This is a genomic window from Lutimonas halocynthiae (genome assembly GCF_030409835.1).
GTDB classification, from domain to species: domain Bacteria; phylum Bacteroidota; class Bacteroidia; order Flavobacteriales; family Flavobacteriaceae; genus Lutimonas; species Lutimonas halocynthiae.
Genome location: NZ_JAUFQO010000004.1, coordinates 650,571 through 672,136 on the forward strand (window position 1 = coordinate 650,571; position 21,566 = coordinate 672,136).

Annotated in this window: 21 protein-coding genes; 11 read left to right on the top strand and 10 right to left on the bottom strand. The window is 37.8% G+C overall.

Going from position 1 to position 21,566, the window contains the following annotated elements; all coding sequences use genetic code 11:
• Positions 1-118 precede the first annotated feature (118 nt).
• A complete protein-coding gene (gene ruvC, locus QWY87_RS08715) occupies positions 119-670 on the bottom strand; it encodes a crossover junction endodeoxyribonuclease RuvC (RefSeq protein WP_290290961.1) in 552 nt (183 codons plus the stop codon).
• 72 nt (positions 671-742) lie between these two features.
• On the opposite strand from ruvC, the gene QWY87_RS08720 reads away from it, so the two are divergent.
• Positions 743-1,705 carry a lysylphosphatidylglycerol synthase domain-containing protein gene (locus tag QWY87_RS08720; protein WP_290290327.1) on the top strand — a complete coding sequence of 321 codons (963 nt, stop codon included), beginning with the start codon at positions 743-745 and terminating at the stop codon, positions 1,703-1,705.
• Entirely contained in the window at positions 1,702-2,838 is a 1,137-nt protein-coding gene (locus tag QWY87_RS08725) for a glycosyltransferase family 2 protein (RefSeq protein ID WP_494337526.1), read from the top strand. Before QWY87_RS08720 ends, QWY87_RS08725 begins: the two co-directional genes overlap by 4 nt.
• A gap of 6 nt (positions 2,839-2,844) precedes the next feature.
• On the opposite strand, the gene QWY87_RS08730 is transcribed toward QWY87_RS08725, so the two are convergent.
• Positions 2,845-3,294, bottom strand: coding sequence for a hypothetical protein (locus tag QWY87_RS08730; RefSeq protein ID WP_290290331.1), 450 nt, complete (start codon positions 3,292-3,294; stop codon positions 2,845-2,847).
• Positions 3,295-3,488: 194 nt separating this feature from the next.
• On the opposite strand from QWY87_RS08730, the gene QWY87_RS08735 reads away from it, so the two are divergent.
• A complete protein-coding gene (locus tag QWY87_RS08735) occupies positions 3,489-3,995 on the top strand; it encodes a DUF456 domain-containing protein (protein WP_290290332.1) in 507 nt (168 codons plus the stop codon).
• 141 nt (positions 3,996-4,136) lie between these two features.
• Positions 4,137-4,838 carry an urease accessory protein UreH domain-containing protein gene (locus tag QWY87_RS08740; protein WP_290290334.1) on the top strand — a complete coding sequence of 234 codons (702 nt, stop codon included), beginning with the start codon at positions 4,137-4,139 and terminating at the stop codon, positions 4,836-4,838.
• A 12-nt stretch (positions 4,839-4,850) separates the two neighbouring features.
• Here the strand turns inward: QWY87_RS08740 and hypE are convergent, their stop codons facing one another.
• The 7 genes from hypE to QWY87_RS08775 all read right to left on the bottom strand — a co-directional run bounded on the left by hypE (position 4,851) and on the right by QWY87_RS08775 (position 13,584).
• The gene (hypE, locus tag QWY87_RS08745) at positions 4,851-5,876 is read right to left on the bottom strand and encodes a hydrogenase expression/formation protein HypE (protein ID WP_290290336.1); all 1,026 of its coding nucleotides are present in this window, start codon (positions 5,874-5,876) and stop codon (positions 4,851-4,853) included.
• Between the two features lie 12 nt (positions 5,877-5,888).
• A complete protein-coding gene (gene hypD, locus QWY87_RS08750) occupies positions 5,889-6,971 on the bottom strand; it encodes a hydrogenase formation protein HypD (protein ID WP_290290337.1) in 1,083 nt (360 codons plus the stop codon).
• A complete protein-coding gene (gene hypF / locus QWY87_RS08755) occupies positions 6,972-9,293 on the bottom strand; it encodes a carbamoyltransferase HypF (protein WP_290290339.1) in 2,322 nt (773 codons plus the stop codon).
• 27 nt (positions 9,294-9,320) lie between these two features.
• Entirely contained in the window at positions 9,321-9,854 is a 534-nt protein-coding gene (locus QWY87_RS08760) for a hydrogenase maturation protease (protein WP_290290341.1), read from the bottom strand.
• A gap of 117 nt (positions 9,855-9,971) precedes the next feature.
• Positions 9,972-10,691, bottom strand: coding sequence for a Ni/Fe-hydrogenase, b-type cytochrome subunit (cybH, locus tag QWY87_RS08765; RefSeq protein ID WP_290290342.1), 720 nt, complete (start codon positions 10,689-10,691; stop codon positions 9,972-9,974).
• A 16-nt stretch (positions 10,692-10,707) separates the two neighbouring features.
• Positions 10,708-12,441, bottom strand: a complete 1,734-nt coding sequence (locus QWY87_RS08770; protein ID WP_290290344.1) for a nickel-dependent hydrogenase large subunit — start codon at positions 12,439-12,441, stop codon at positions 10,708-10,710.
• 6 nt (positions 12,442-12,447) lie between these two features.
• Positions 12,448-13,584 carry a hydrogenase small subunit gene (locus QWY87_RS08775; RefSeq protein ID WP_290290345.1) on the bottom strand — a complete coding sequence of 379 codons (1,137 nt, stop codon included), beginning with the start codon at positions 13,582-13,584 and terminating at the stop codon, positions 12,448-12,450.
• 148 nt (positions 13,585-13,732) lie between these two features.
• Between QWY87_RS08775 and QWY87_RS08780 the strand changes: the two genes are divergently transcribed.
• The 7 genes from QWY87_RS08780 (at position 13,733) to QWY87_RS08810 (ending at position 20,434) form a co-directional block, all read left to right on the top strand.
• The gene (locus QWY87_RS08780; RefSeq protein ID WP_290290346.1) at positions 13,733-14,074 is read left to right on the top strand and encodes a hydrogenase maturation nickel metallochaperone HypA/HybF; all 342 of its coding nucleotides are present in this window, start codon (positions 13,733-13,735) and stop codon (positions 14,072-14,074) included.
• A gap of 129 nt (positions 14,075-14,203) precedes the next feature.
• A complete protein-coding gene (locus QWY87_RS08785; protein WP_290290348.1) occupies positions 14,204-16,027 on the top strand; it encodes an NAD(P)H-dependent oxidoreductase subunit E in 1,824 nt (607 codons plus the stop codon).
• Positions 16,020-17,288 (top strand): NADH-quinone oxidoreductase subunit B family protein, encoded by a 1,269-nt coding sequence (locus QWY87_RS08790; protein ID WP_290290350.1) that lies wholly within the window; start codon positions 16,020-16,022, stop codon positions 17,286-17,288. Before QWY87_RS08785 ends, QWY87_RS08790 begins: the two co-directional genes overlap by 8 nt.
• Before the next feature lie 10 nt (positions 17,289-17,298).
• Positions 17,299-18,753: a Ni/Fe hydrogenase subunit alpha gene (locus QWY87_RS08795; protein ID WP_290290352.1), complete on the top strand. Its 1,455-nt coding sequence runs from the start codon at positions 17,299-17,301 to the stop codon at positions 18,751-18,753.
• The gene (locus QWY87_RS08800) at positions 18,734-19,213 is read left to right on the top strand and encodes a hypothetical protein (RefSeq protein ID WP_290290353.1); all 480 of its coding nucleotides are present in this window, start codon (positions 18,734-18,736) and stop codon (positions 19,211-19,213) included. The genes QWY87_RS08795 and QWY87_RS08800 overlap by 20 nt, the downstream gene beginning before the upstream one ends.
• Positions 19,214-19,289: 76 nt before the next feature.
• Complete coding sequence (gene hypB / locus QWY87_RS08805) at positions 19,290-20,159, top strand: hydrogenase nickel incorporation protein HypB (protein WP_290290355.1); 870 nt, start codon at positions 19,290-19,292, stop codon at positions 20,157-20,159.
• 11 nt (positions 20,160-20,170) lie between these two features.
• Positions 20,171-20,434 carry a HypC/HybG/HupF family hydrogenase formation chaperone gene (locus QWY87_RS08810; protein WP_290290357.1) on the top strand — a complete coding sequence of 88 codons (264 nt, stop codon included), beginning with the start codon at positions 20,171-20,173 and terminating at the stop codon, positions 20,432-20,434.
• A gap of 40 nt (positions 20,435-20,474) precedes the next feature.
• Here the strand turns inward: QWY87_RS08810 and QWY87_RS08815 are convergent, their stop codons facing one another.
• Complete coding sequence (locus QWY87_RS08815) at positions 20,475-21,557, bottom strand: AI-2E family transporter (protein WP_290290358.1); 1,083 nt, start codon at positions 21,555-21,557, stop codon at positions 20,475-20,477.
• Between the last annotated feature and the right edge of the window lie 9 nt (positions 21,558-21,566).

The following is a 21,566-nucleotide window of genomic DNA, read 5'->3' on the forward strand; positions in this document are numbered from 1 at the left end:
TCTTAAGACATTGATCGAAGGTTGTTAAAGAGAAGGGGACTTTAGCATACTCAAATATAAAAAATAGTTTCGAAAAACATTCCTTCAAGTATAAGGAAATCAATATTCGCCATACATGTCAACCAATTCTTTTTTCATTTTGCTTAACAAAAGAACCCCATCCAGAATAGCTTTTTCCTGTTTCTATCTTGCCTTCATTATAAAAATGACAAACAGCTGCTGCCAATCCATCAGTGGCATCAAGATTTTTAGGAAGTTCTTTTAAGCCTAAAAGACTCTGTAACATCTTAGCCACTTGTTCTTTCGAAGCATTTCCGTTTCCGGTAATGGCCATCTTAATTTTTTTAGGAGAGTACTCAGTAATACTTACTTCTCTCGACAAACCTGCTGCCATAGCAACACCCTGAGCTCGCCCTAACTTCAACATAGATTGCACATTCTTGCCAAAAAATGGTGCCTCAATGGCTATTTCATCCGGATGGTAAGTGTCTATGAGTTCGATAGTTCTTTCAAAGATCAATTTCAGTTTGGTATAGTGATCACTATATTTTGTCAACATCAATTCGTTCAATTGCATGAATGACATTTTTTTATCTACAACCTTAATAAGGCCATAACCCATAATGGTAGTTCCAGGGTCAATTCCTAATATGATCTTCTCTTTTGGCAAATTTGATTCTTTTGAAGGTTGTGTGTAAATATCAGAATGATATTTTGTTTCTTTGTGTAAATGTACAATATCTTGCAAAAATACTTTTCGAGTTTAGTGTTTTTAATTAAAGTCCTGATCATTACCGGGGCTTATTATGTCATTTCCGATAAGCTATTGAACAATGATCATTTCAGTAATTTTTTATGGTCTGAAAGAATTGAATCTTTAGGATCAACAGGTGTATCGTTTCTCATTTTTCTATTACTGCTAACTGTAGTGAACTGGGTACTTGAAATTAAAAAATGGCAGTCATTGGTTGTGACAATCAAAAATATTTCCCTTAAGACTTCGGCTGAGCAAAGTCTTGCATCGCTCACAGCTTCTCTCATTACGCCAAACAGGATTGGAGAGTATGGTGCAAAAGCGGTTTATTTTAAAAAAGAACAAAGGCCAAAAGTGTTGTTATTAAACTTCATGGGCAATGCATATCAAATGTTTATTACTATCCTTCTTGGAAGCCTTGGGTTTTTCTTTTTAAAAGATTTTATTGTACAAATTCCAATTCCGGTTTCAGGGTTAATCATATTTGGCATTATCGCATTTATTGTTTTATTTTCTGTTGTTTTCATCAATAAGAAATGGACACTTTCTATTCAAAAAATACTTCTTGATCTGCGAAATGTCCCAAGTGTAATTCATAAAAAAACATTCTTATTTTCTCTGGTCAGATATTTTGTTTTTTCACATCAGTTCTACTTTTTTCTTCTATTTTTTGGTGTAGAAATGGATTATTTCATAGTTATGCCAGTAATATTTTCAATGTATTTGATTTCCTCGATAATTCCTGGGTTTGTACTTTTCGATTGGTTGGTTAAAGGATCTGTTGCCGTTACATTATTTCGCTTTTTTGGAATTAACGAGATCATCATTCTTAGTATCACTGCTTCAATGTGGATTCTAAATTTTGCCATTCCTGCCATAGTGGGAAGTTTTTACGTGTTAACATTTAACAGCAAGCAATTAACGCTGAATGAAAGCAAGGTTTCGAAATGATATTTCCAATACTAATCATATGCGTTTTCTATTCCATTTTAATTCTTTTTTTGAGTAGGGGTTTTGACAAATTAGAAGTGCCTGTTATCGATTATTCAAATCCTGAAACTTATTTTTCAATTCTGGTTCCATTTAGAAACGAAGAGAAGGGTTTACCCAGATTACTGAAAAGCATTGATACCTTAGATTATCACCCTGATCGATTCGAAATCATTTTAATCGATGACAATTCTAATGACGGCTCCAGCAATATTATTCAGCTGTTTAAAGAACAGCATCCCGAACTGAACATTCTGTTAATCTCTAAAACAGGCAACAGTACTTCCCCAAAAAAAGAAGCCCTCAATCAAGGAATTGAGCTGGCATCATATCCGTGGATCATAACAACAGATGCAGATTGTATTGTTCCAAAGAATTGGCTGAATGCTTTTGATAATTTCATCAGGCTAGCATCTCCAAAGATGGTCGTAGCTCCAGTAAGTTATGAAGCTGAAACGGGGTTTATTCATAAATTTCAAGCTTTAGATTTTTTAAGTCTGCAAGCAACAACTATGGGTGTTTTCGGTCTGAAAAATCACGATTTTGTGCAACCGTTTTTATGTAACGGAGCAAACCTTTGTTATCAAAAAGAAAGTTTTGTTCAAGTGAATGGTTTCCAAGGAAATGAACATATCGCGAGCGGAGATGACGTATTCCTTCTCGAAAAAATGTATGCTGAATTTCCAAAAAAGGTTGAATTCCTCAAGTCAAATGATGCTGTGGTCTTGACAACTTCAAAAAACACTTTAAAAGAACTTTTACAGCAAAGGGTAAGATGGGCCTCTAAAACAGTAGCCTATAAACACATTTTTTCCAAACTCGTTGGCGTTTTAGTTTTTCTCACCAACTTCAGCCTTCTTACGGGCTTCTTTTTAGCCTTGAATGGGAATATACCCTGGTTACATTTTGGATTTCTGTTTCTATTAAAATTCAATATTGATTTTGTGCTTCTGTATAAAACGGCAGGTTTTTTCAATCAGAAGGAACAGATGCAGTCGTATTTTCTCAGCAGTTTATTATATCCCTTTTTTACAGTACTTGTTGTGTTACTTTCTTTTAAGAAAAACTATACATGGAAAGAAAGAAAATATTAATCGAAATTATTCCTTGACTGAAACGAGGATAGGCAATTTAAACATCGAATTTACAGGAATCCCTCTTTTGAGAGAAGGTTGAACCGCCGCCGGAAGCGAAGCAATACTTTTATACAATAAGCTGTCGAGCTCAGGGATTTGCTCAGCGACAATCTCATTTTTATGAATCTTGACAATTGATATTTCCCCCTGGGTGTTTACAAGGATATCAACCAATACCGTATCATTAACTTTCCCTGTGGCGTCTAATACTGTTTTACTCGTCAATTTTTGCAAGCGTCTGATCAGTTCCATTTCAAAACAAAGATTCTGTTTTTCACTCGTATCGCAATTATTGCAATCCATAAAAAGAGGGTACACATCAACATCGTTAAAGTCAATTGTTGAATTTGCCAGTTCGGTGTTTATTAGAGTCGTCTTTTTAGGTGATATAAAATCACAGGAATTCGTTACCATTATTATGGATATGAAGATGATCAGCCTAATAAACATTGTATTCGCTTATACCATGTGAATGTACAAATATTTTTGAAAATCCATCTCCTTTGTACAAAACTTGGACAAATTGTTAATACTATCAGCAATGCGCCTTAAACACTTGCTTCATATGATAAATTATATCGTTTAAAAAGTTTCTATTACATTCGCTTATGGATTTGATATTAGTTCTTTTTGGTTTTGTTCTCGTTGTACTCGGAATTGTGGGTTCAGTCCTTCCTGTTTTACCCGGCCCACTCACTGGCTGGTTTGGCATTTTACTACTATTTCTGACAAAAACAATTCCAATGAATTATTACTGGCTCGGTGTTACATTTGGCATAGCCCTAATTATTTTAATTCTGGATTATATCATCCCTGGTTTAGGAGCCAAAAAATTTGGAGGATCTAAAAAGGGAGCTACCGGAGCCACGTTGGGCTTGATCATTGGCCTTATTTTACCCATACCACTTGGCTTTGTTATAGGCGCTTTTGTAGGTGCCTTAATTGGAGAACTCATTCACAATCCTAAAGACCTTAAAAGAGCCCTTAAGTCAGCTTTCGGGTCGTTTGTCGGATTTCTTGCTTCGACTACTATGAAACTATTTGTAAGCATCATCTTCTTAGCTGTTTTTTGCTACAAGGTTTTTGAATTTCGCGCCGGTCTATTTTCTTTATAGCCATACTTTTTAGCTTGTTTTTTTTTATGAAACTATCTCCTCTAATCACTTTAATTTTTAAATATTTAATTGTAAATTTGATAGTGTAATGATGTCTTGAACCTCTACTGTATATATAAATAATCAAATATTTATCTTGACATGACATTCCCTTTTTTTGCTGGTTTACTGGCGTCCATGCTTCATGTAATTATGGGGCCTGATCACATTGCCGCTGTCTTACCTTTTGCTATTGAAGCCAAAAGAAAAGCCTGGAAGATTGGATTATTCTGGGGTCTGGGCCATATTTTTGGAATGCTGTTGATTGGCCTATTATTTTTATTCTTTAAGGAGCTCATTCCCATCGAACAAATCTCAAATTACAGCGAACAACTTGTTGGTTTCGTGTTAGTAATTATAGGTGTTTGGGCTTTTGTCAAAGTCTTTAGATCAGAGTCACACCATAAGCATCTTCATATTCATAGTGAAACCCAGCCCTTAATTCATAAACACCCTCACGAACACAGCCATAACCCGAGTCATGACCACGTGCATCCGCCACAAGAAAAACAAGGTTTTTTTGCTTCTTTTTCAATTGGAGTCCTTCATGGTTTAGCAGGGATTGCCCACTTTATTTTATTCATTCCAATTTTGGGATTTGAAGATAATTTAGCGGCAGGTATGTATATAACCGGTTTCATTTTGGGAATAATAATCGCTATGAGTTTATTTTCATTGATTGTAGGAAAAATAGCAGCCTTTGCCAAAAATGAACATAGTCAAAATCTCTATAAAGGTATTCGCCTAACAGGTGGTGTATTTGCCATACTTATTGGAATCTATTGGATTATTGGTCAGGGATAATCAAAATCAAACCTAACATATTCTAGGCAGCTGTTCGCCAATCAAAGGGCTTACCATTCTTGCCCCTCCTATACCACTTTTCATCACTACTTTCTTGGGATGCTCTGCAGTGATATGACCTACACAGGTTGCGTTTTTTCCTTTGGGATGCTTTCTCATCAGCGCCAGTAGCTCATCTGCAATACTTTCATCCACTATACTGATGAATACCCCTTCATTTGCAACATAAAGAGGATCCAATCCTAAAATTTCACAGGCCGCTGCAACTTGTTTTTCTATGGGCAGGTCATTCTCAACCAATTTCACTCCCATGTCTATATCTACTGCTATTTCAGATAATACGCTGGCCATACCTCCTCTGGTTGGATCCCTGAAAAGATGAATTTTTTCCCCAAAAGCATCTAACAATTCTAAAACGAGGTGGTTGACATTTGTCGTATCACTTTCAATTGTCGATTCAAACTCCAAGCCTTCTCTTTCTGACATGATAGCCATTCCATGCTGTGCCAAATTTCCATTCACGATGATCTTATCTCCAATCTTGATATTTCCGGTGGCAATTTTAGCTTTGGGATGCACGGCTCCAAATCCGGTGGTATTGATAAATATCTTATCCCCTTTACCACGCTCTACAACCTTTGTATCGCCTGTAATGATCTGAACCCCACTTTTATCAGCGGCTTCTTTCACGGATTCTACAATTTTTATGAATTCCTTCATCTCCAAGCCCTCCTCAACAATAAACGCAAGAGATAGGTACTTAGGAACAGCACCGCACATAGCCACATCATTTACCGTTCCGTTCACAGCCAGCTCACCAATATTACCTCCCTTGAAAAAAATAGGAGATATCACAAAACTATCTGTTGAAACAGCTATTTCAGTTTCAAACTTTATGATGGCTCCATCGTGTTTCTGATTTATAAGAGGATTGTCAAAAGTTGAAAATATTACTTTATCAAGCAGGTCTCTTGTCATGATCCCGCCGCTGCCATGTCCTAGGTTAATAGTGCTATTATTAAATTCGCTCGTTTCCATAGTCCTAAGTTATTAATATTGTGAAAAATTATAATAGGCACTGCAGGCCCCTTCAGAAGAAACCATTGGTGCGCCCAATGGCTTAGCAGGTGAACAGCCCTTGCCGAATTCCGGACAATGTATGGGCTTTTTTATGCCTTTAAGGATTTCTCCTGCCATACAACTGGGGTGCTCATCTACTTTAATTCCTTGAATTCCAAATTTGCGCTCCGCATCAAATGCTATAAATTCTTTAGTGAGTTTATAGCCGCTTTTTGGGATCATACCAATCCCTCTCCATTCTCTATCGCCGATTTCAAAAACCTGTCTGATGATCCGAATGGCATTTAAATTCCCTTCTTCTTTAACTACTCTAGCATATTGATTGGCCACTTTGTGATTACCGCTTTCTAATTGATCGACAGCCATTTGAATTCCCTGTACCAGGTCTAAGGGTTCAAAACCAGTAATAATGATCGGAATATGATACTTTTCAGATAGCGCATGGTATTCTTTATATCCCATTATGGCACAAACATGACCTGCTCCTAAAAAAGCATCAATACTGCTAAATTCATCATCTAATATAGCCTCCATCGCAGGTGGCACCAGCACATGCGACACAAGAATCGAATAATTTTTAAGGCCTTCTTTTTGAGCATGAAGTACTGACAAAGCATTGGCAGGAGCAGTGGTTTCAAAACCAACTGCAAAAAACACAACTTCCTTATCCGGGTTGCTTCTGGCAATATTGACCGCTTCAAGAGGTGAATACAATATCCTTAAATCTCCTCCTTTAGCCTTTGCTTCCAATAGACTTTGTTGACTGCCCGGCACTCTGATCATATCTCCAAAAGAACAAACAATAACGCCCTGATTCAGCAACTCAATTGCCTTGTCAATAAGATGTAAAGGCGTAACACAGACCGGACATCCAGGCCCGTGTATCATGCGAATATGCTCAGGAAGTAATTCAAGAATTCCATTTTTTACCAAGCCATGCGTCTGGCCTCCACAGATTTCCATAATATTCCATGGCCTTGTAACCGATTTTGAAAGGTTATCAAGTACCAGTTTGGTAGCATCAATGTTTCTATATTCACTTAAATATTTCATTTAGTTCTCCTGCTTTATTTGAAACTTCTCTTCTTTAGCAGTTTCTTTCTCTTTTTTATTTGCTAACAGCTTCGAATAATACATCATTTGCCCATATGAAATGTTCTCGTCATTGGGCGACAAATTTATATTCAAAAATAATTCAAATCTGTCGTTGCACAACTCTTTTATCATATCGATTAATACCGTGTTCTGAAAAACACCTCCACTTAAGGCTATCTTATTTAAGCCCATAATGGCTGCCATATCTGTGACCGTTTGAGCGAGGGTGTATAAAAAATTGAGGATGATTGTTTCTTTCTCAGTACCCGAGAGATAATCATTGTACAGGATCTTCCAAAGCAAATTAGTCGAAACGATTTTATTGGCCCCAACCCTTACATATCGGGTTAGTTGCTCAAAATCGTAGTCTGTCACACTATTTTCCATTAATATGGCGCCCTCTCCTTCATAAGTATTGATATCGCATATCCCTAATAGAGATGCTACAGCATCGAACAACCGTCCTACCGAAGATGTTTCTAAGGTATTTGATCTTTTTAATGAACGATAGATATCTCTTTCTAGAGTTGTAAATTTCTTGTATAAAAAATCTGCCTGGCTATCCTGGTTCAAAGCATATAAAGACAACCTGGGCTCTTTTGCCATTTTATCTCCTGCCAACCAGTTGTAATATTCAAAATGGCCGGATCTGGTTATACGCCCATCCTGAAAAGTGAAAAATTCTCCACCCCAGATTTGACCATCATCTCCAAAACCAGTCCCATCCCATACAACACCTAAAACGGCTTCTTCAGCTTCAAACAAATCATGTTCACCTAAGACAGAGGCAAAATGAGCCTTATGATGCTGAATTTTGTATGCCGGAACATTAATTTTCATTGACAATTCTAATCCGTATTGCGTGCTGAGATAAGCTGGGTGTTTATCGACAAGTATGCAATCCGGTTTCTGATCAAATAGCTCTTGAAAGAATTCTGAGGTCTCCTTAAACCTATTGTATACCTCATAGTGATCCAGATTTCCCAAATATTGGCTCAAGTATAAATAATCATTGGGTGCAAAAGCAATAGTACTCTTTAAATGGCCACCCAGTGCCAGTATTTTTTGATCACTTCCTTTGACATATTCAAGATAATTAGGTGCAAAACCTCTGGCTCTTCTGAATAGAATGCGCTGCTGGTATTTAGCGCTAAACTTGACTACTGAGTCATCTTGTGGGTTTGAAATGGCCAATTCATGATGAAGAAAAAAGTCGGCAATTTCTGAAATCGATTCAATGGCCTGCTGTTTGTCGCTAATAATGGGGCTCCCATGAATATTACCACTAGTCGCGATAACAGGGGCTTCCAGTTCTTTTGACAGCATTTCCAATATTCCAGAATAAGGCAGCATTAAACCAAGTTGTTGAAGTCCGGGTGCAATGTCATCAATTGCAATTTCTCCGGCATAATCTTTGCTTGAAACAATAACTATTGGCCGTTCAACACTACATAATTCCTTTTTTTGAAAGGGTTCTAGACTAAGATCAGCTTCCATCATTTCAAGCGATGGATACAGTATGGCAAAAGGTTTCTTTGGCCTCCTTTTTAAGTATCTTAATCGTTTTACGACATCAGCATTTGTTGCATCACAACAGAGTAAATATCCTCCTGTATTTTTAATTGCAATAATGTTTCCTCCTAGAATCAATTCGTTGACTTTCTTAAAAATAGCAGCTTGTGATACTTTTAATGAAATGCCTTCACTATTTGTCAGTTCCATTTTAATCCCACAATCAGGGCAACTGTTTGTTTGCGAATGAAACCTGCGATCGTCACCATCTTCATATTCCGCAAGACAGGTTGGACACATCTTAAATGCAGCAATGGTAGTATGGTCTCTTTCAAATGGAAAATTTTCAGTAATTGCCCAACGAGGCCCACAATTTACACAAGTCGTAAAAGCATATTGAAACCTCCTGTTTACAGGGTCCAAGATCTCAAGCCTGCACTCCGGACAAATTCCAAAATCAGGCGTAAGAGCCAGGTTCAGTTTATGCGCTTTCTGACTGGGAATAATGATGAATGCGTTGTATTCAACATATGCTAGCTCTAAATAATGATGCGTTTTAATCTTGGCTAATAGCGGTGGGTTCTCTATTAAGTCCGTATAAAAATGACAAATGGTATCTGCTTCTCCAGACACCATTATAATAACTCCGTTTTCATTATTTGACACATACCCTAATAGCCCCATTCTTCTTGCCAATTTACTGACGAATGGGCGAAATCCAACTCCTTGAACCCTGCCACCTATTGCTATTTTATATGTTTTTAACATGTTTATTCATTAATAAAAAACTGAGCCTCAATTATGATTAGCATAAACCTCTTTCGTTAAATCAAGAATAAGATCAACCGCCTTTGGAATTGCCTGAGCCACATTATTCGAAAGTTCGAGCGTCATCGGCTTCATTTCATTAATCGTGATTGTAATTAATTGAATTTCGGGCTTTTTATCTAATAAATACACCGCTTCAATCATGTCTTTTAACCCAACATCATGCACACTTAAAGCTGTAGGAAAATCAGATGCAAACTTAGGCTTGATCAATGAAATTGTTCCTTCTTTCTTGCCGTCCATAGTTGCATCCACAAATATAATCTGTCCATAAGCCTCTATACAACTCAAAAGCAAAAAGCCACCAGTACCACCGTCAAGAATATCAATATTTGATGGTAGTTGCATGTTATTCATATGCTGAATCAACTGCACTCCAACTCCTTCGTCACCCATTAAGTAATTTCCTATTCCAAGGATCAATATACTTTCTGACTTGTCTTTTTCAAAAAAGTAAGCATCACTGCTTATAGCAACAGGAACTCTTTGATCATCTTTCATTCTCTTCTTTTTAATAAAATTAGGCTTGCCATAAAGTTTAATGACAATGACCCTTTATGGCAAGCCTAAAAATTAACTAACACAACTAAATCAAATAAGCATTGAGATTTAGTCTCCTCAAATATGCTCATCATCTTCAAAACGCTCTTTCCTCACAAATTTATAACCACTTATCATCGCTGATGATTCTCCTCTGCCTTCTAACCAATCATGGTAAAAAACCAGATAAACATGAATCAAAGTAAATATGATAAATAACCACGTTGACATATGATGTATAAATCGCGTTGTCATTTCATCGCCCAATATACTTGGTACCCATGCAAACAATTTTGGCAACCACCAACCAGAAGTCGGTGCGTATAGACCAAAACCTGTAAATATCTGTACCAAGGCTAAAAGGAATAAAATGATATAAGAAAAAGAAGCTACGTAATTATGGCCCACACTAATATTTTTCAGCACCTCAGTTTCTTCATTTTGTAATAAAACATCCACTTTTAAGACATGTTTAATATTGTCCCATTTTTGTTTGGTTAAAGGTAAAAAGGCCCTCCAATTAGAATAATAATTTCCATTAAATGCCCAGTATACCCTGACAATTGCATTTAAAAGAAACACATAAGCCGTAACAAAATGTATGGTTCTTACCGTACCAAACCAATATGAATCTACAGCCTCAGCTGTTGACATCAAAGCTGGCGGGTCTGCAATAATAAATCCGGTTATCGCAAGAACAGTAATACAGAGCGCATTAAGCCAGTGGAAAATCCTTACAGGTAATTCCCAAACCAACACTCTTTTAAAGTCATAAGTCTTACTATATGTTGTATCCATCACTCTAAATCATAAATTATATATCACAACTACCTACATTACTCACACGTGAAATGTGATTCCCATGTTCATCATAAAGATGTACTGCACAAGCAAGGCAGGGGTCAAATGAATGCACCGTCCGGATGATCTCAAGCGGAAGATTAGGATCTGCAACAGGCGTATCCAATAGCGCTGATTCATAAGCTGATCTTTGACCTGAAGGATCTCGTGGAGAAGCATTCCAGGTAGTAGGAACTACCTGCTGGTAATTTTCAGTTTTCCCATCTTTAATGGTAATCCAGTGTGCTAAAGCTCCTCTAGGGGCTTCTGTATAACCAACTCCTTTGGCTTCAGAAGGCCATTTTGATGGATCCCAAAGCTCCATATTTGCCATTCGTGAGTCACCGTTTTTTATATTCAACAACAATTGGTCATAAAATTCAATTGTCCAATTAGCCACTAGTTGCGACTCAATTCCTCTTGCAGCGGTTCTTCCTAAGGTTGAAAACAATGCCTCTACCGGAACGTCTAAATGTGTTAATGCGCCATTTACAACATCTTGAATTTCTTTATTTCCTCTTCCATAACCAACAAGCAATCTCGATAATGGACCTACTTCCATGGCCTTACCTTTCCAGCGCGGGGTTTTGACAAAGCTGTATTTTTCCTCAACATTAAGGTGTTCATAAGGTGGTTGTGGTCCTGAATAATTGATATTGGTTTCTCCTTCCCAAGGATGCCTTCCAGATTCGGCTCCTTCTTTATAATTATCGTACCATGAATTATTAACAAATTCTTCTATATCTCCATTGCGATGATCTACATCATGTATCTTGGAAAGGTCTCGGTCAAGAATAACCCCTTGTGGAAATTTAAAACCAGAAGGATCTCCATATCCATTCATCGGGAAATCTCCATACGACATATAATTTCCAACACCTTTTCCAATTGCACCCCAATCTTTATAGAATGAAGCAATGGCCAATAGGTCAGGAATATAAACCTGGTCAATAAAATCTTTTCCTTGCTTTAATAATTTACCAATATGGGCCAGACGCTCTGCATTTAATCCTCCCGTACTGTTTTCATTAATGGCACAAGCCATTCCACCAACCAAATAATTTGGATGCGGATTCTTACCGCCAAGAATAGTATGTACTTTGACAATTTCCTTTTGCCATTCTAAAGCTTCAAGATAATGTGCTACAGCAAGTAAATTCACAGCAGCCGGTAATTTCATTTGAGGATGCCCCCAATAGCCATTGGCAAATATGCCTAGCTGACCACTGTCAACAAATTTTTGAATTCGTTTTTGCACATCACTAAAGTAACCAGGAGAACTTTTGGGCCACTTGGAAATACTTTGGGCAATTTTTGAAGTTTCTGCAGGATCAGCGCTTAAAGCATTCACCACATCTACCCAATCAAGGGCATGAAGGTGGTAAAAATGAACTGCATGATCATGCATATATAAAGCCCCTGCCATGATATTTCGAACCATTTCAGCATTGGGAGGAACCGCTATACCTAAGGCATCTTCAACTGCTCTTACCGAACTGATCGCATGTACTGTAGTACAAACGCCACAGGTTCTTTGCACAAAGGCCCAGACATCTCTTGGATCTCTGCCTTTAACGATGTTTTCAAGCCCTCGAACCATAGTACTCGAGCTATAGGCATCTACTATTTTTCCATCTTTTATTTCGGCTTCAATCCTTAAATGTCCCTCAATCCTGGTAATAGGATCTACAACTATTCTGTTTGCCATGGTGATTTATTTTTCTTCGTTTTTATCTAAGTGTTCTTCATTGATTTTACCTCTCGAATAGCGGCCTTTCAATTCCTTGTATTTTGATACATTCGCTACAATTGAATGAGCAGTCAATCCAGCTGCAACTGCTCCTGTAGCAATTATTCCAACCTTGTCTGCTGTACTTTCTATTCCAAATCCAGGCACATTGGTCATCCGTTTATAAAATGGCCCATTATCCCAGAAATTGGCTTCACTGCATCCTATACAGCCATGCCCTGATTCAATAGGAAAACTTGTACCGTTATTCCACTTCATACTGGCACAGGCATTGTAAGTAGAAGGTCCTCTGCAACCAAGTTTATATAAACAATATCCTTCTTTTGCATTAACATCATCAAATGTTTCTGCAAAAAGACCAGCATCAAAATAAGGCCTTCTGTAACAGGTATCGTGCACTCGTTTTCCATAAAATGCTTTAGGTCTTCCTGACCTGTCAAGTTCAGGTAATCTTTCAAATGTCACATAGTGAACAATCAATGCCGCCATTGCTTCTCCAATTGGTGGGCAGCCAGGCATTTGAATTATGGGTTTATTTTTGATAATCTTATGAATTGGAGTTGCCCCAGTTGGATTTGGTTTTGCGCCTTGCACGCATCCATTAGTAGCGCAACTTCCCCAGGCAATTATAGCCTTTGCACCTTCAGCTGCTTCTTTTAAATGCTCAAGTGCGGTTTTACCTGCAATGGTACAATACACTCCGTTTGCCCCCATAGGAACAGATCCTTCAACACATAAAATGTATTCCCCATGGTATTTTTTCATGGTATCGTGTTTGGCAGCCTCTGCCTGATGCCCTGAAGCAGCCATAAGGGTTTCTGTATAATCCAAAGATATATTGTCAAGGATAATATCAGCAACCATAGGATGATCAGACCTGATAAATGACTCACTGCAACAAGTACATTCTTGATAATGCTCCCAGATGATTGGAAGTCTGTGTTTGGTTTCCAAAGAATTCGCAACTTGCCCTATCATAGAGTTTTCCAAGCCCATATAGGCTGAAATGAAAGCCGCAAACTTCATAAAATCCCTTCGATTATAACCCTTTCTTATTGCACTTTCATAGTAGGTTTCTCTATGCCCGTCTTTTGTAGCCATATCAGTAATTTTAAGTGTAATGCGTTGGTGAAAAAAAATAATGATGTTAAATTTAAAATATTTAAATAGCTGAGGCCATGACTATTATCATGTTTTTTGATTAAATTTCTGTTATCTTTATAAGTTAAACCAGAAAATACATATCACAATGCATGAGTTATCAGTGGTTATGGGGATACTAAAAATCGCTGAAACAGAGGCTGAAAAAGCCGGTGCGAAGACAGTTGATCTTATCGAGTTGGAAATAGGCAGTTTAGCGGGTATTGAACTTGATGCCCTGGATTTTGTCTGGCCCGGTGCTGTAAAGGATACTGTATTAGAGAATGCTGTCAGAAAAATTGACCTAATTGAAGGCAAAGGTCACTGCATGGAATGCGATCTCATTTTCTCCTTAGAACATGTTTATGATCCTTGTCCGAGCTGTCAAAACTATCTTAAAGGAATTATTCAAGGTAAAGAGCTCAGAGTAAAAGCACTTGAAGTTACTTAACATTCTCTTTGTTGCTTTCGCAGTTTTAATCTTCACATCTCAATTATTTATAAATCTTTAAAAGAGTGACTTTTGTCATGAATTGTAAGCAATTAATTGAGTAAATTTTAGCATTACTTTCTATTGATTATGGCTGCTCCAAAAAACCCCCCGCCAAAATCCTCTTTGATGGATATTCTATGGGATATTCAAAAAAAAAGACGGTACATCGCTCCTGATGACATGACAAAAATTGCCAGTGAATTTCATATTTCCAGAACAGAACTGGAAGGCATTGTTTCGTTCTATCATTTTTATCACCGCTCACACGCGGGTAACTTTACAATTTATTTGAACAACGGTATTATTTCTAAGCAACGTAATTACGATGTTGTCAAAAAAACCTTTGAAAAAGAACTGGGCATCTCTGTGGGAGAAACCACTGATGACAAATTATTTGGCTTGTTTGAGACCTCATGTATAGGATTAAGCGACCAGGAAACTTCTGCTTTGATCAATTTTCAAGCTTTTACTGATCTAACTCCAATTAAGGTTAAGAATATTATTGGTCAATTGAGAAAAGGTGCAAATCCTGAATCGCTTAGCACATTTCCAAAAAACAACATCCAGTATACTCCTGCGAAAGACAAAACTATTTTTTTTAAGCCCTATACGCCAGGATCCAGCTTAAAAAAATTAAGAAAAATATCTCCTGATCAGCTCATCGATATAGTGAAAAAGTCAAAATTATCAGGTCGAGGCGGCGCCTTCTTCCCTACTGGAATGAAATGGGAGTTCTGCAAAAATAATATAGCCGATCAAAAATATATCATTTGCAATGCTGATGAAGGTGAGCCAGGAACCTTTAAAGACCGGGTTCTTATGAATAAACACCCTGGGTTAATGCTTGAAGGAATGGCAGCAGCTGCCTATGCGGTTGGAGCCACTTATGGCTATATCTATCTCCGTGCCGAATATTTCTATCTCAGAGATAAAATTCAAGAAGAAATACAGCATTTCAGGACCAAAGGATTTCTGGGGAAAAATATTCTGGGCATAACCGGATTTGACTTTGATATTCATATCCATATGGGTGCAGGAGCCTATGTCTGTGGAGAAGAAACTGCTTTAATCAGTTCCATGGAAGGCAAGAGAGGAGAACCTTCAACTAAAGAGTATTTTCCGGTAGAAAAAGGACTATACGGAAAACCTACTATAATCAATAATGTTGAAACCCTTTGCGCCGTCCCAAGAATCCTGAATATGTCTCTTAAGTCATATTTAAAAATTGGGACTGAAGCCACAAAAGGAACCAAATTATTAAGTGTATCAGGTGATTGCAAAAAACCAGGTATTTATGAGATTGAATGGGGAATGAAACTCAAGCAATTTCTAAAGCTTATTGAAGCCGAAAACCCTTATATGATTCTGTTTAACGGTTATGCCGGAGAATGCCTTTCTGCAGCTGATTTTGACCGGGAAATCTCCGGTGAAAATTTATTAGCTGAACAGGTGCAGTTCAAATGGGAAGATCCAATAGAATACGCTAGAAAAATGAGTGCCATAGGCCTGAGAAGCGGCGGTTCATTTATGGTTTTCAATGACAAAAGAGACCTCATGCCGATATTCAAGAACATTAGCGACTTTTTTGTTTCAGAGTCATGTGGTATCTGTGCGCCTTGCAGAACAGGTAATTTTTTACTTACTAAGAAACTAAAAAAGATCATGCTTTGCCATGCAGAAAAATCTGATTTGGAGGATCTTGAAAAATGGAGCACCATTATAAAACAATCCAGCCGATGCGGATTAGGGAAAACCTCCACGAACTGCTTGCTTTCGGCTATGCTTAAGTTTCCGCAGGAGTTTAATAAATGTATTCTTGCTAAAAGCGACTTCAACAAATCATTTGATATTAAAAATGTGACCCTAGAATACGATACCATTATTAATGAAATTGAAAAAGTCCATGGATAAAAAGATAAAAATCAATATCGATGGTAACGAATACCAGGTATTGGAAAATAAAAAACTAGTAGATGTTGCCAAGAAAAATGGCATCTATATTCCTACGCTTTGTCATTTCAGAGAAATCGAACCTTCTCTTGGCACTTGCAGGATATGCACCGTGATGGTTAACGGAAAATTCACAACAAGTTGCACTACCAAAGTAAAAGAAGGTATGCATGTGGAGATCAATACTCCCGAGCTGATTGATACGCGTAAGGCCATTATTGAAATGTTATTCGCCGAAGGCAACCATTTTTGCCCTTCCTGTGAAAAAAGTGGCAATTGCGATCTGCAAAATCTTGCTTATGATATGGGCCTAACCTTTTCACGTTTCCCCCATGTATTCAGCAATAAATATGTGGATTTTAATCCAAAAAGAATGATCATGGAGGCGAACAGATGCATCCTCTGTAAGCGTTGTGTAGAGGAAATTCAGACTACTGATGGAATGGATATCTTTTCGTTTGTTAACCGGGGCGTGAATACCAGAGTTCATATTGATTATGAGCAAGAAGAAAAACTTACTGAAGCTGAAGCTTTACACGCTATGAATCTTTGTCCGGTTGGTGCCATTCTCGTCAAGGGTATGATTTACAAACAGCCTTTCGGGGACAGAAAATATGATATCCTTGGGAAAACAAAACAAACAGATCCGGGAGAATTATGCGCCTTAAAATATGAAGACGAAAAATTCATAGTCGCAACTACTTCTTTAGCAGGTTGCTTTGGATGTCATATGTCACTGCTTGATATCGATACAGAACTCATTGATTTATTGGAGATCGTCGAGTTTAATAAATCACCCCTCACCGATATTAAAAAATTCAGCAAGCGCTGCCATGTGGGTTTAATCGAAGGCGGGGTTGCCAACTCAGAAAACGTAGAAGTGCTGAAAGAATTCAGAAAGAAATGTGACATACTTATCGCATTCGGCGAATGTTCTATAATGGGCGGAATTCCTGCTATGAGAAACTTTTTCTCCTTAAAAGACTGTCTGGAAGAAGCTTACATTCATGGCGTAACAAGTGAAATTGGAGCCAACACCATTCCAAATCACGAAGACATTCCAAAATTGCTAAATAATGTTTATCCCTGTAATGAAGTGGTTAAAATCGATTACTTCATTCCTGGGTGTCCTCCAAATGCCAATCATATCTGGAAAGTTGTAAAAAGTATACTCCTGGGTAAGGAATTTCCGGTTATGCATGAAGAATTTAAATATGATTAAATAGCTTAAAATGAGTCGAAAAATAGTCATAGATCCTGTTACGCGAGTAGAAGGACACGGAAAGGTTACTATTCACCTTGATGAAAATAATAAAGTAAAAGATTCCTTTTTTCATATTGTTGAGTTTAGAGGATTCGAGAAATTCATTCAGGGCCATCCTTATTGGGAAGCCCCTGTCATGGTTCAGAGATTGTGCGGTATTTGCCCCGTTAGTCATCACCTGGCGGCAGCAAAAGCCATTGATCAGATTGTAGGATTAGAGCCTGAAGATTTGTCAATCACAGCACAAAAAATCAGAAAGCTCCTGCATTATGCTCAGATTTTCCAATCTCATGCCCTTCACTTCTTTTACCTGGCATCTCCCGATCTTTTATTTGGAGCAGATGCAAGTCCAAGCAGAAGAAATGTTGTCAGTGTAGCAATGGAATATCCTGAACTAGCAAAAAAAGGTATCCTGATGCGCAAATTCGGGCAGGAAATCATCAAAATGATTGCGGGTAAAAGAATTCATGGGATCTCGGCAACTCCGGGAGGCGTGCATAAAAAAATAAGCGCACAAGAAAGAGATTACTTCCTAAATGGAAAAGAAATACCTTCAATTGATGCAATGATTGAATGGTCTAAAGAAATTATCGAATTCATTAAGGTATACCATTCAAAAAACCAAGAATGGTTTAATCAATTCGCAGCCTTTCCTTCGGGCCACTTAGGTTTGGTAAATAAAACAACCGGTGACCTGGAATTATATGATGGTTATTTGAGGGCCATTGATGCATCAGGTAAAATCACTTTAGATGATATTCATTCTGATACCTATCAAAATCATTTTTACGAAGGAGTTGAAAAATGGTCTTATCTTAAGTTTCCATATTTAAAACATCTCGGCAGAGAAAGGGGCTGGAACAGAGTTGGCCCACTCGCAAGAATGAATGTCTGTGAGGGAATTTCTACGCCACTTGCTGCATTTGAAAGATTGTCATTCTTGAATGCGACCCTGGGAAAAACTAATAATGCATCCATGTACTCTCATTGGGCAAGATTGATTGAACTGCTGCATTGTGCAGAACTCATGAAAGACCTGCTTGAAGATGACGATATTTTGAGTAATGACCTTGTCAGAAGAGGGGTTAGAAGAAGTGAAGGAATTGGTATTATAGAGGCTCCTAGAGGCACATTGATCCACCATTATCAGGTAGACGAAAAGGATAGAATTACACGCTGTAACCTTATCGTTTCGACGACGCATAACAACGAGGCTATGAATCAGGCGGTCAAATGGGTTGCCAATGAAGTCATCGATGGCAATCAAAAAGTTAGTGAAGGAATGTTAAATCAAGTTGAAGTTGCCATTAGGGCCTATGATCCTTGTCTTAGCTGTGCCACCCATGCGATGGGTCAGATGCCCTTGGAAATTTCTTTATTCGATCATCTTGGAAATTTAACCGATGTCAAAAGAAGGAACTAAAGATATACTGGTCATCGGAATTGGGAATTCAGGTCGAAGTGACGACGGTCTGGGCTGGTTAATGCTTGACTATATTAAAAATATTTTTTTAGATGTAGACTTATTGTTTCGGTATCAGTTACAGATAGAAGATGCAGAATTGCTTTCTCATTATCGAACCGTAATTTTTATTGATGCCACCAAAAAAGCTACCGAGAGCGGCTTCTATTTCAAATCATGCCAACCAAATAATGGATTCGGGCTCACTTCTCACATGCTTGAGCCTGAGACCATACTTTGGTTAGAAAACGAATTATATAAGACGGGGCCTACTACTTTTATAATGGGGATTGAAGGCGAAAAATGGGGCCTGTCTCTTGAACCCAGTGAAATGGGTTTGCTAAACCTAGACAAGGCTACTAACTTTCTCGAAAAAAATCTAAACCTAATATTAACGAAGAAAACCCCGTGTTTGCTATAAAAAGCAAACATGATGAAAATCATATGCCCTGACATTTCAAACTGCTATATTTGGATAAATCCAAAATCTAATAATTATGTGTGGCACTTGTGGATGTGGAAGTCCTGACGGGCATATTTCTATACAAAAACCTGGGGCAGATCTTCATGATCACAACCATCATCATGATCATACACATGATGAACATACACATCAGCACTCTCATCACGAGCACAATCATGATCACGATCATAGTCATTCTCATTCACATGATCATTCACATGTTCATGTCAAGAAGACCGTTATAGAAGTACAACAAGACATCCTGCAACACAATGACCTAATGGCATCAAGAAACAGAGGTTTTTTTGAAGCAAAAGAACTTTATGTCATTAATCTGGTCAGTTCCCCTGGTTCGGGGAAAACAAGTATTCTGGAAAGAACGCTAATAGATCTTAAAGACCAACTTGATTTTGCAGTTATTGAAGGTGATCAACAAACCCTGCAAGATGCGAATCGCATAGATGCGATTAATGTGCCTGTAATCCAGATCAACACAGGTAAGGGCTGTCATCTGGAAAGCGATATGGTACATGATGCTGTAAAACAATTAGCGCCTAAAGACGGATCTGTTTTAATGATAGAAAACGTAGGTAATTTGGTTTGTCCATCAATGTTCGATTTGGGCGAACGGAAAAGAGTTGTAATTATCAGTACAACTGAGGGCGAGGATAAGCCCTTAAAATATCCCGACATGTTTTTAAGTTCTGATATATGTATCATCAATAAAATAGACTTATTACCCTATTTAGATTTTGACCTTAATAAATTGAAATCTTACGCTCTACAGGTCAATCCAAAACTTGAATTTTTCGAAGTTTCAGCTACCAAGGGCGAAGGAATGGAAACCTGGTATGAGTGGCTCAAAAAAGAACAAAGTAATTTAAAGCAAAAATCACAAATTTAAATCTTAAAAAAATGTGCCTATCTATACCTGGAAAGCTTATTGAGATTACCGCTGAACTGGACGAAATATTCAGGGTCGGTAAAGTTTCTTTTGACGGCATCATCAAGGAAGTTAGTCTGACTATGGTTCCTGAAGCCAGAGTAGGTCAATATGTAATGGTCCATGTTGGCGCAGCAATAAGCATGATAGATGAAGATGAAGCAAAGAAAACTTTTGATCTCTTAAAACAACTTGGAGAGCTGCATGATCTTGATAATACAGAAGATATAAAATAAAAAAAGCTCCTAAAAGGAGCTTTTCCATTCTTAAATGCCATTATTCTTCGGCACTTTTTTCAATTTTACTATCAACCGTTCCTTCAGCAACCCACGAGGAGTATATCTGATATCCTAAAGCAAGGACTACCGGGCCTATAAATAAACCAAGAATACCCTGTAACATCATACCTCCAAGTGCACCGATCAAAATGACCAACATTGGCGTTGCTAAACCTTTACCCAAAAGCATAGGTTTTAAGAAATTATCTGACGCCCCAACCAGCACTGCATAGATTGTAAAAATGATAGCTGGCGTCGTATCTGCATAAGAAAACACAATAGCAATTGCAGGAATCATAGCAAGTAGAGCGGGAATTTGAACAGTTGCAAAAATTAATACCAACAAAGCAAAAAGACTGGCTCCCGGTAATCCAATAACGATAAAACCTAAATATGATAGGGCAGCCTGAATGATAGCCACTAACAGAATTCCTTTAACAACACTTCTAATCGTGCTGACACACATATCCATAAATTCTTTTCCCTTTCCAGCTACCAGGCGATTTGCAAATTGGACACCTGATTGATATCCGGCATCAGCAGTTGACATAAAGACCCCAGCAAATATCAAGGCAAATAAGCCTAGCGCAACAGAACCCATCAAGCCTGCAAAACTGCTAAAAAACCACCCTAATGAGTTTGCAATTTCATCCTTGTACTTGACAATAAATTTTTCCAAATCACTAGAAGCTGTTGACCATGTTGCATAAATTTTTTCTCCTACGAATGGCCAGTCTCTAACTGTCTCAGCAGGTGGTGGCACCTTCAATGTTCCCTCGTCAAAACTTGTATAAATCTCTTGACCAGAATCAAGAATTGAACTAGTCAGACTAATTGTTGGCATAATGATCAAGGCAACCAGGATCAATATAAATACAGAGGTTACCAAACCCTTTTTCTTCCCCTTGGTTATTTTCAAAAGTTTTTGATAAAAAGGATAGAGTGCAACAGCTACAATAATCGACCAGACAATCAATGTTACAAAAGGTCTTACAATATAAAAACTCCACATCAGGAGCAGTGATAATAGTACAATTTTGATGTACACATCAATAGGGTTTTTCGAATCAGTATTTTTCATTATTAAAGG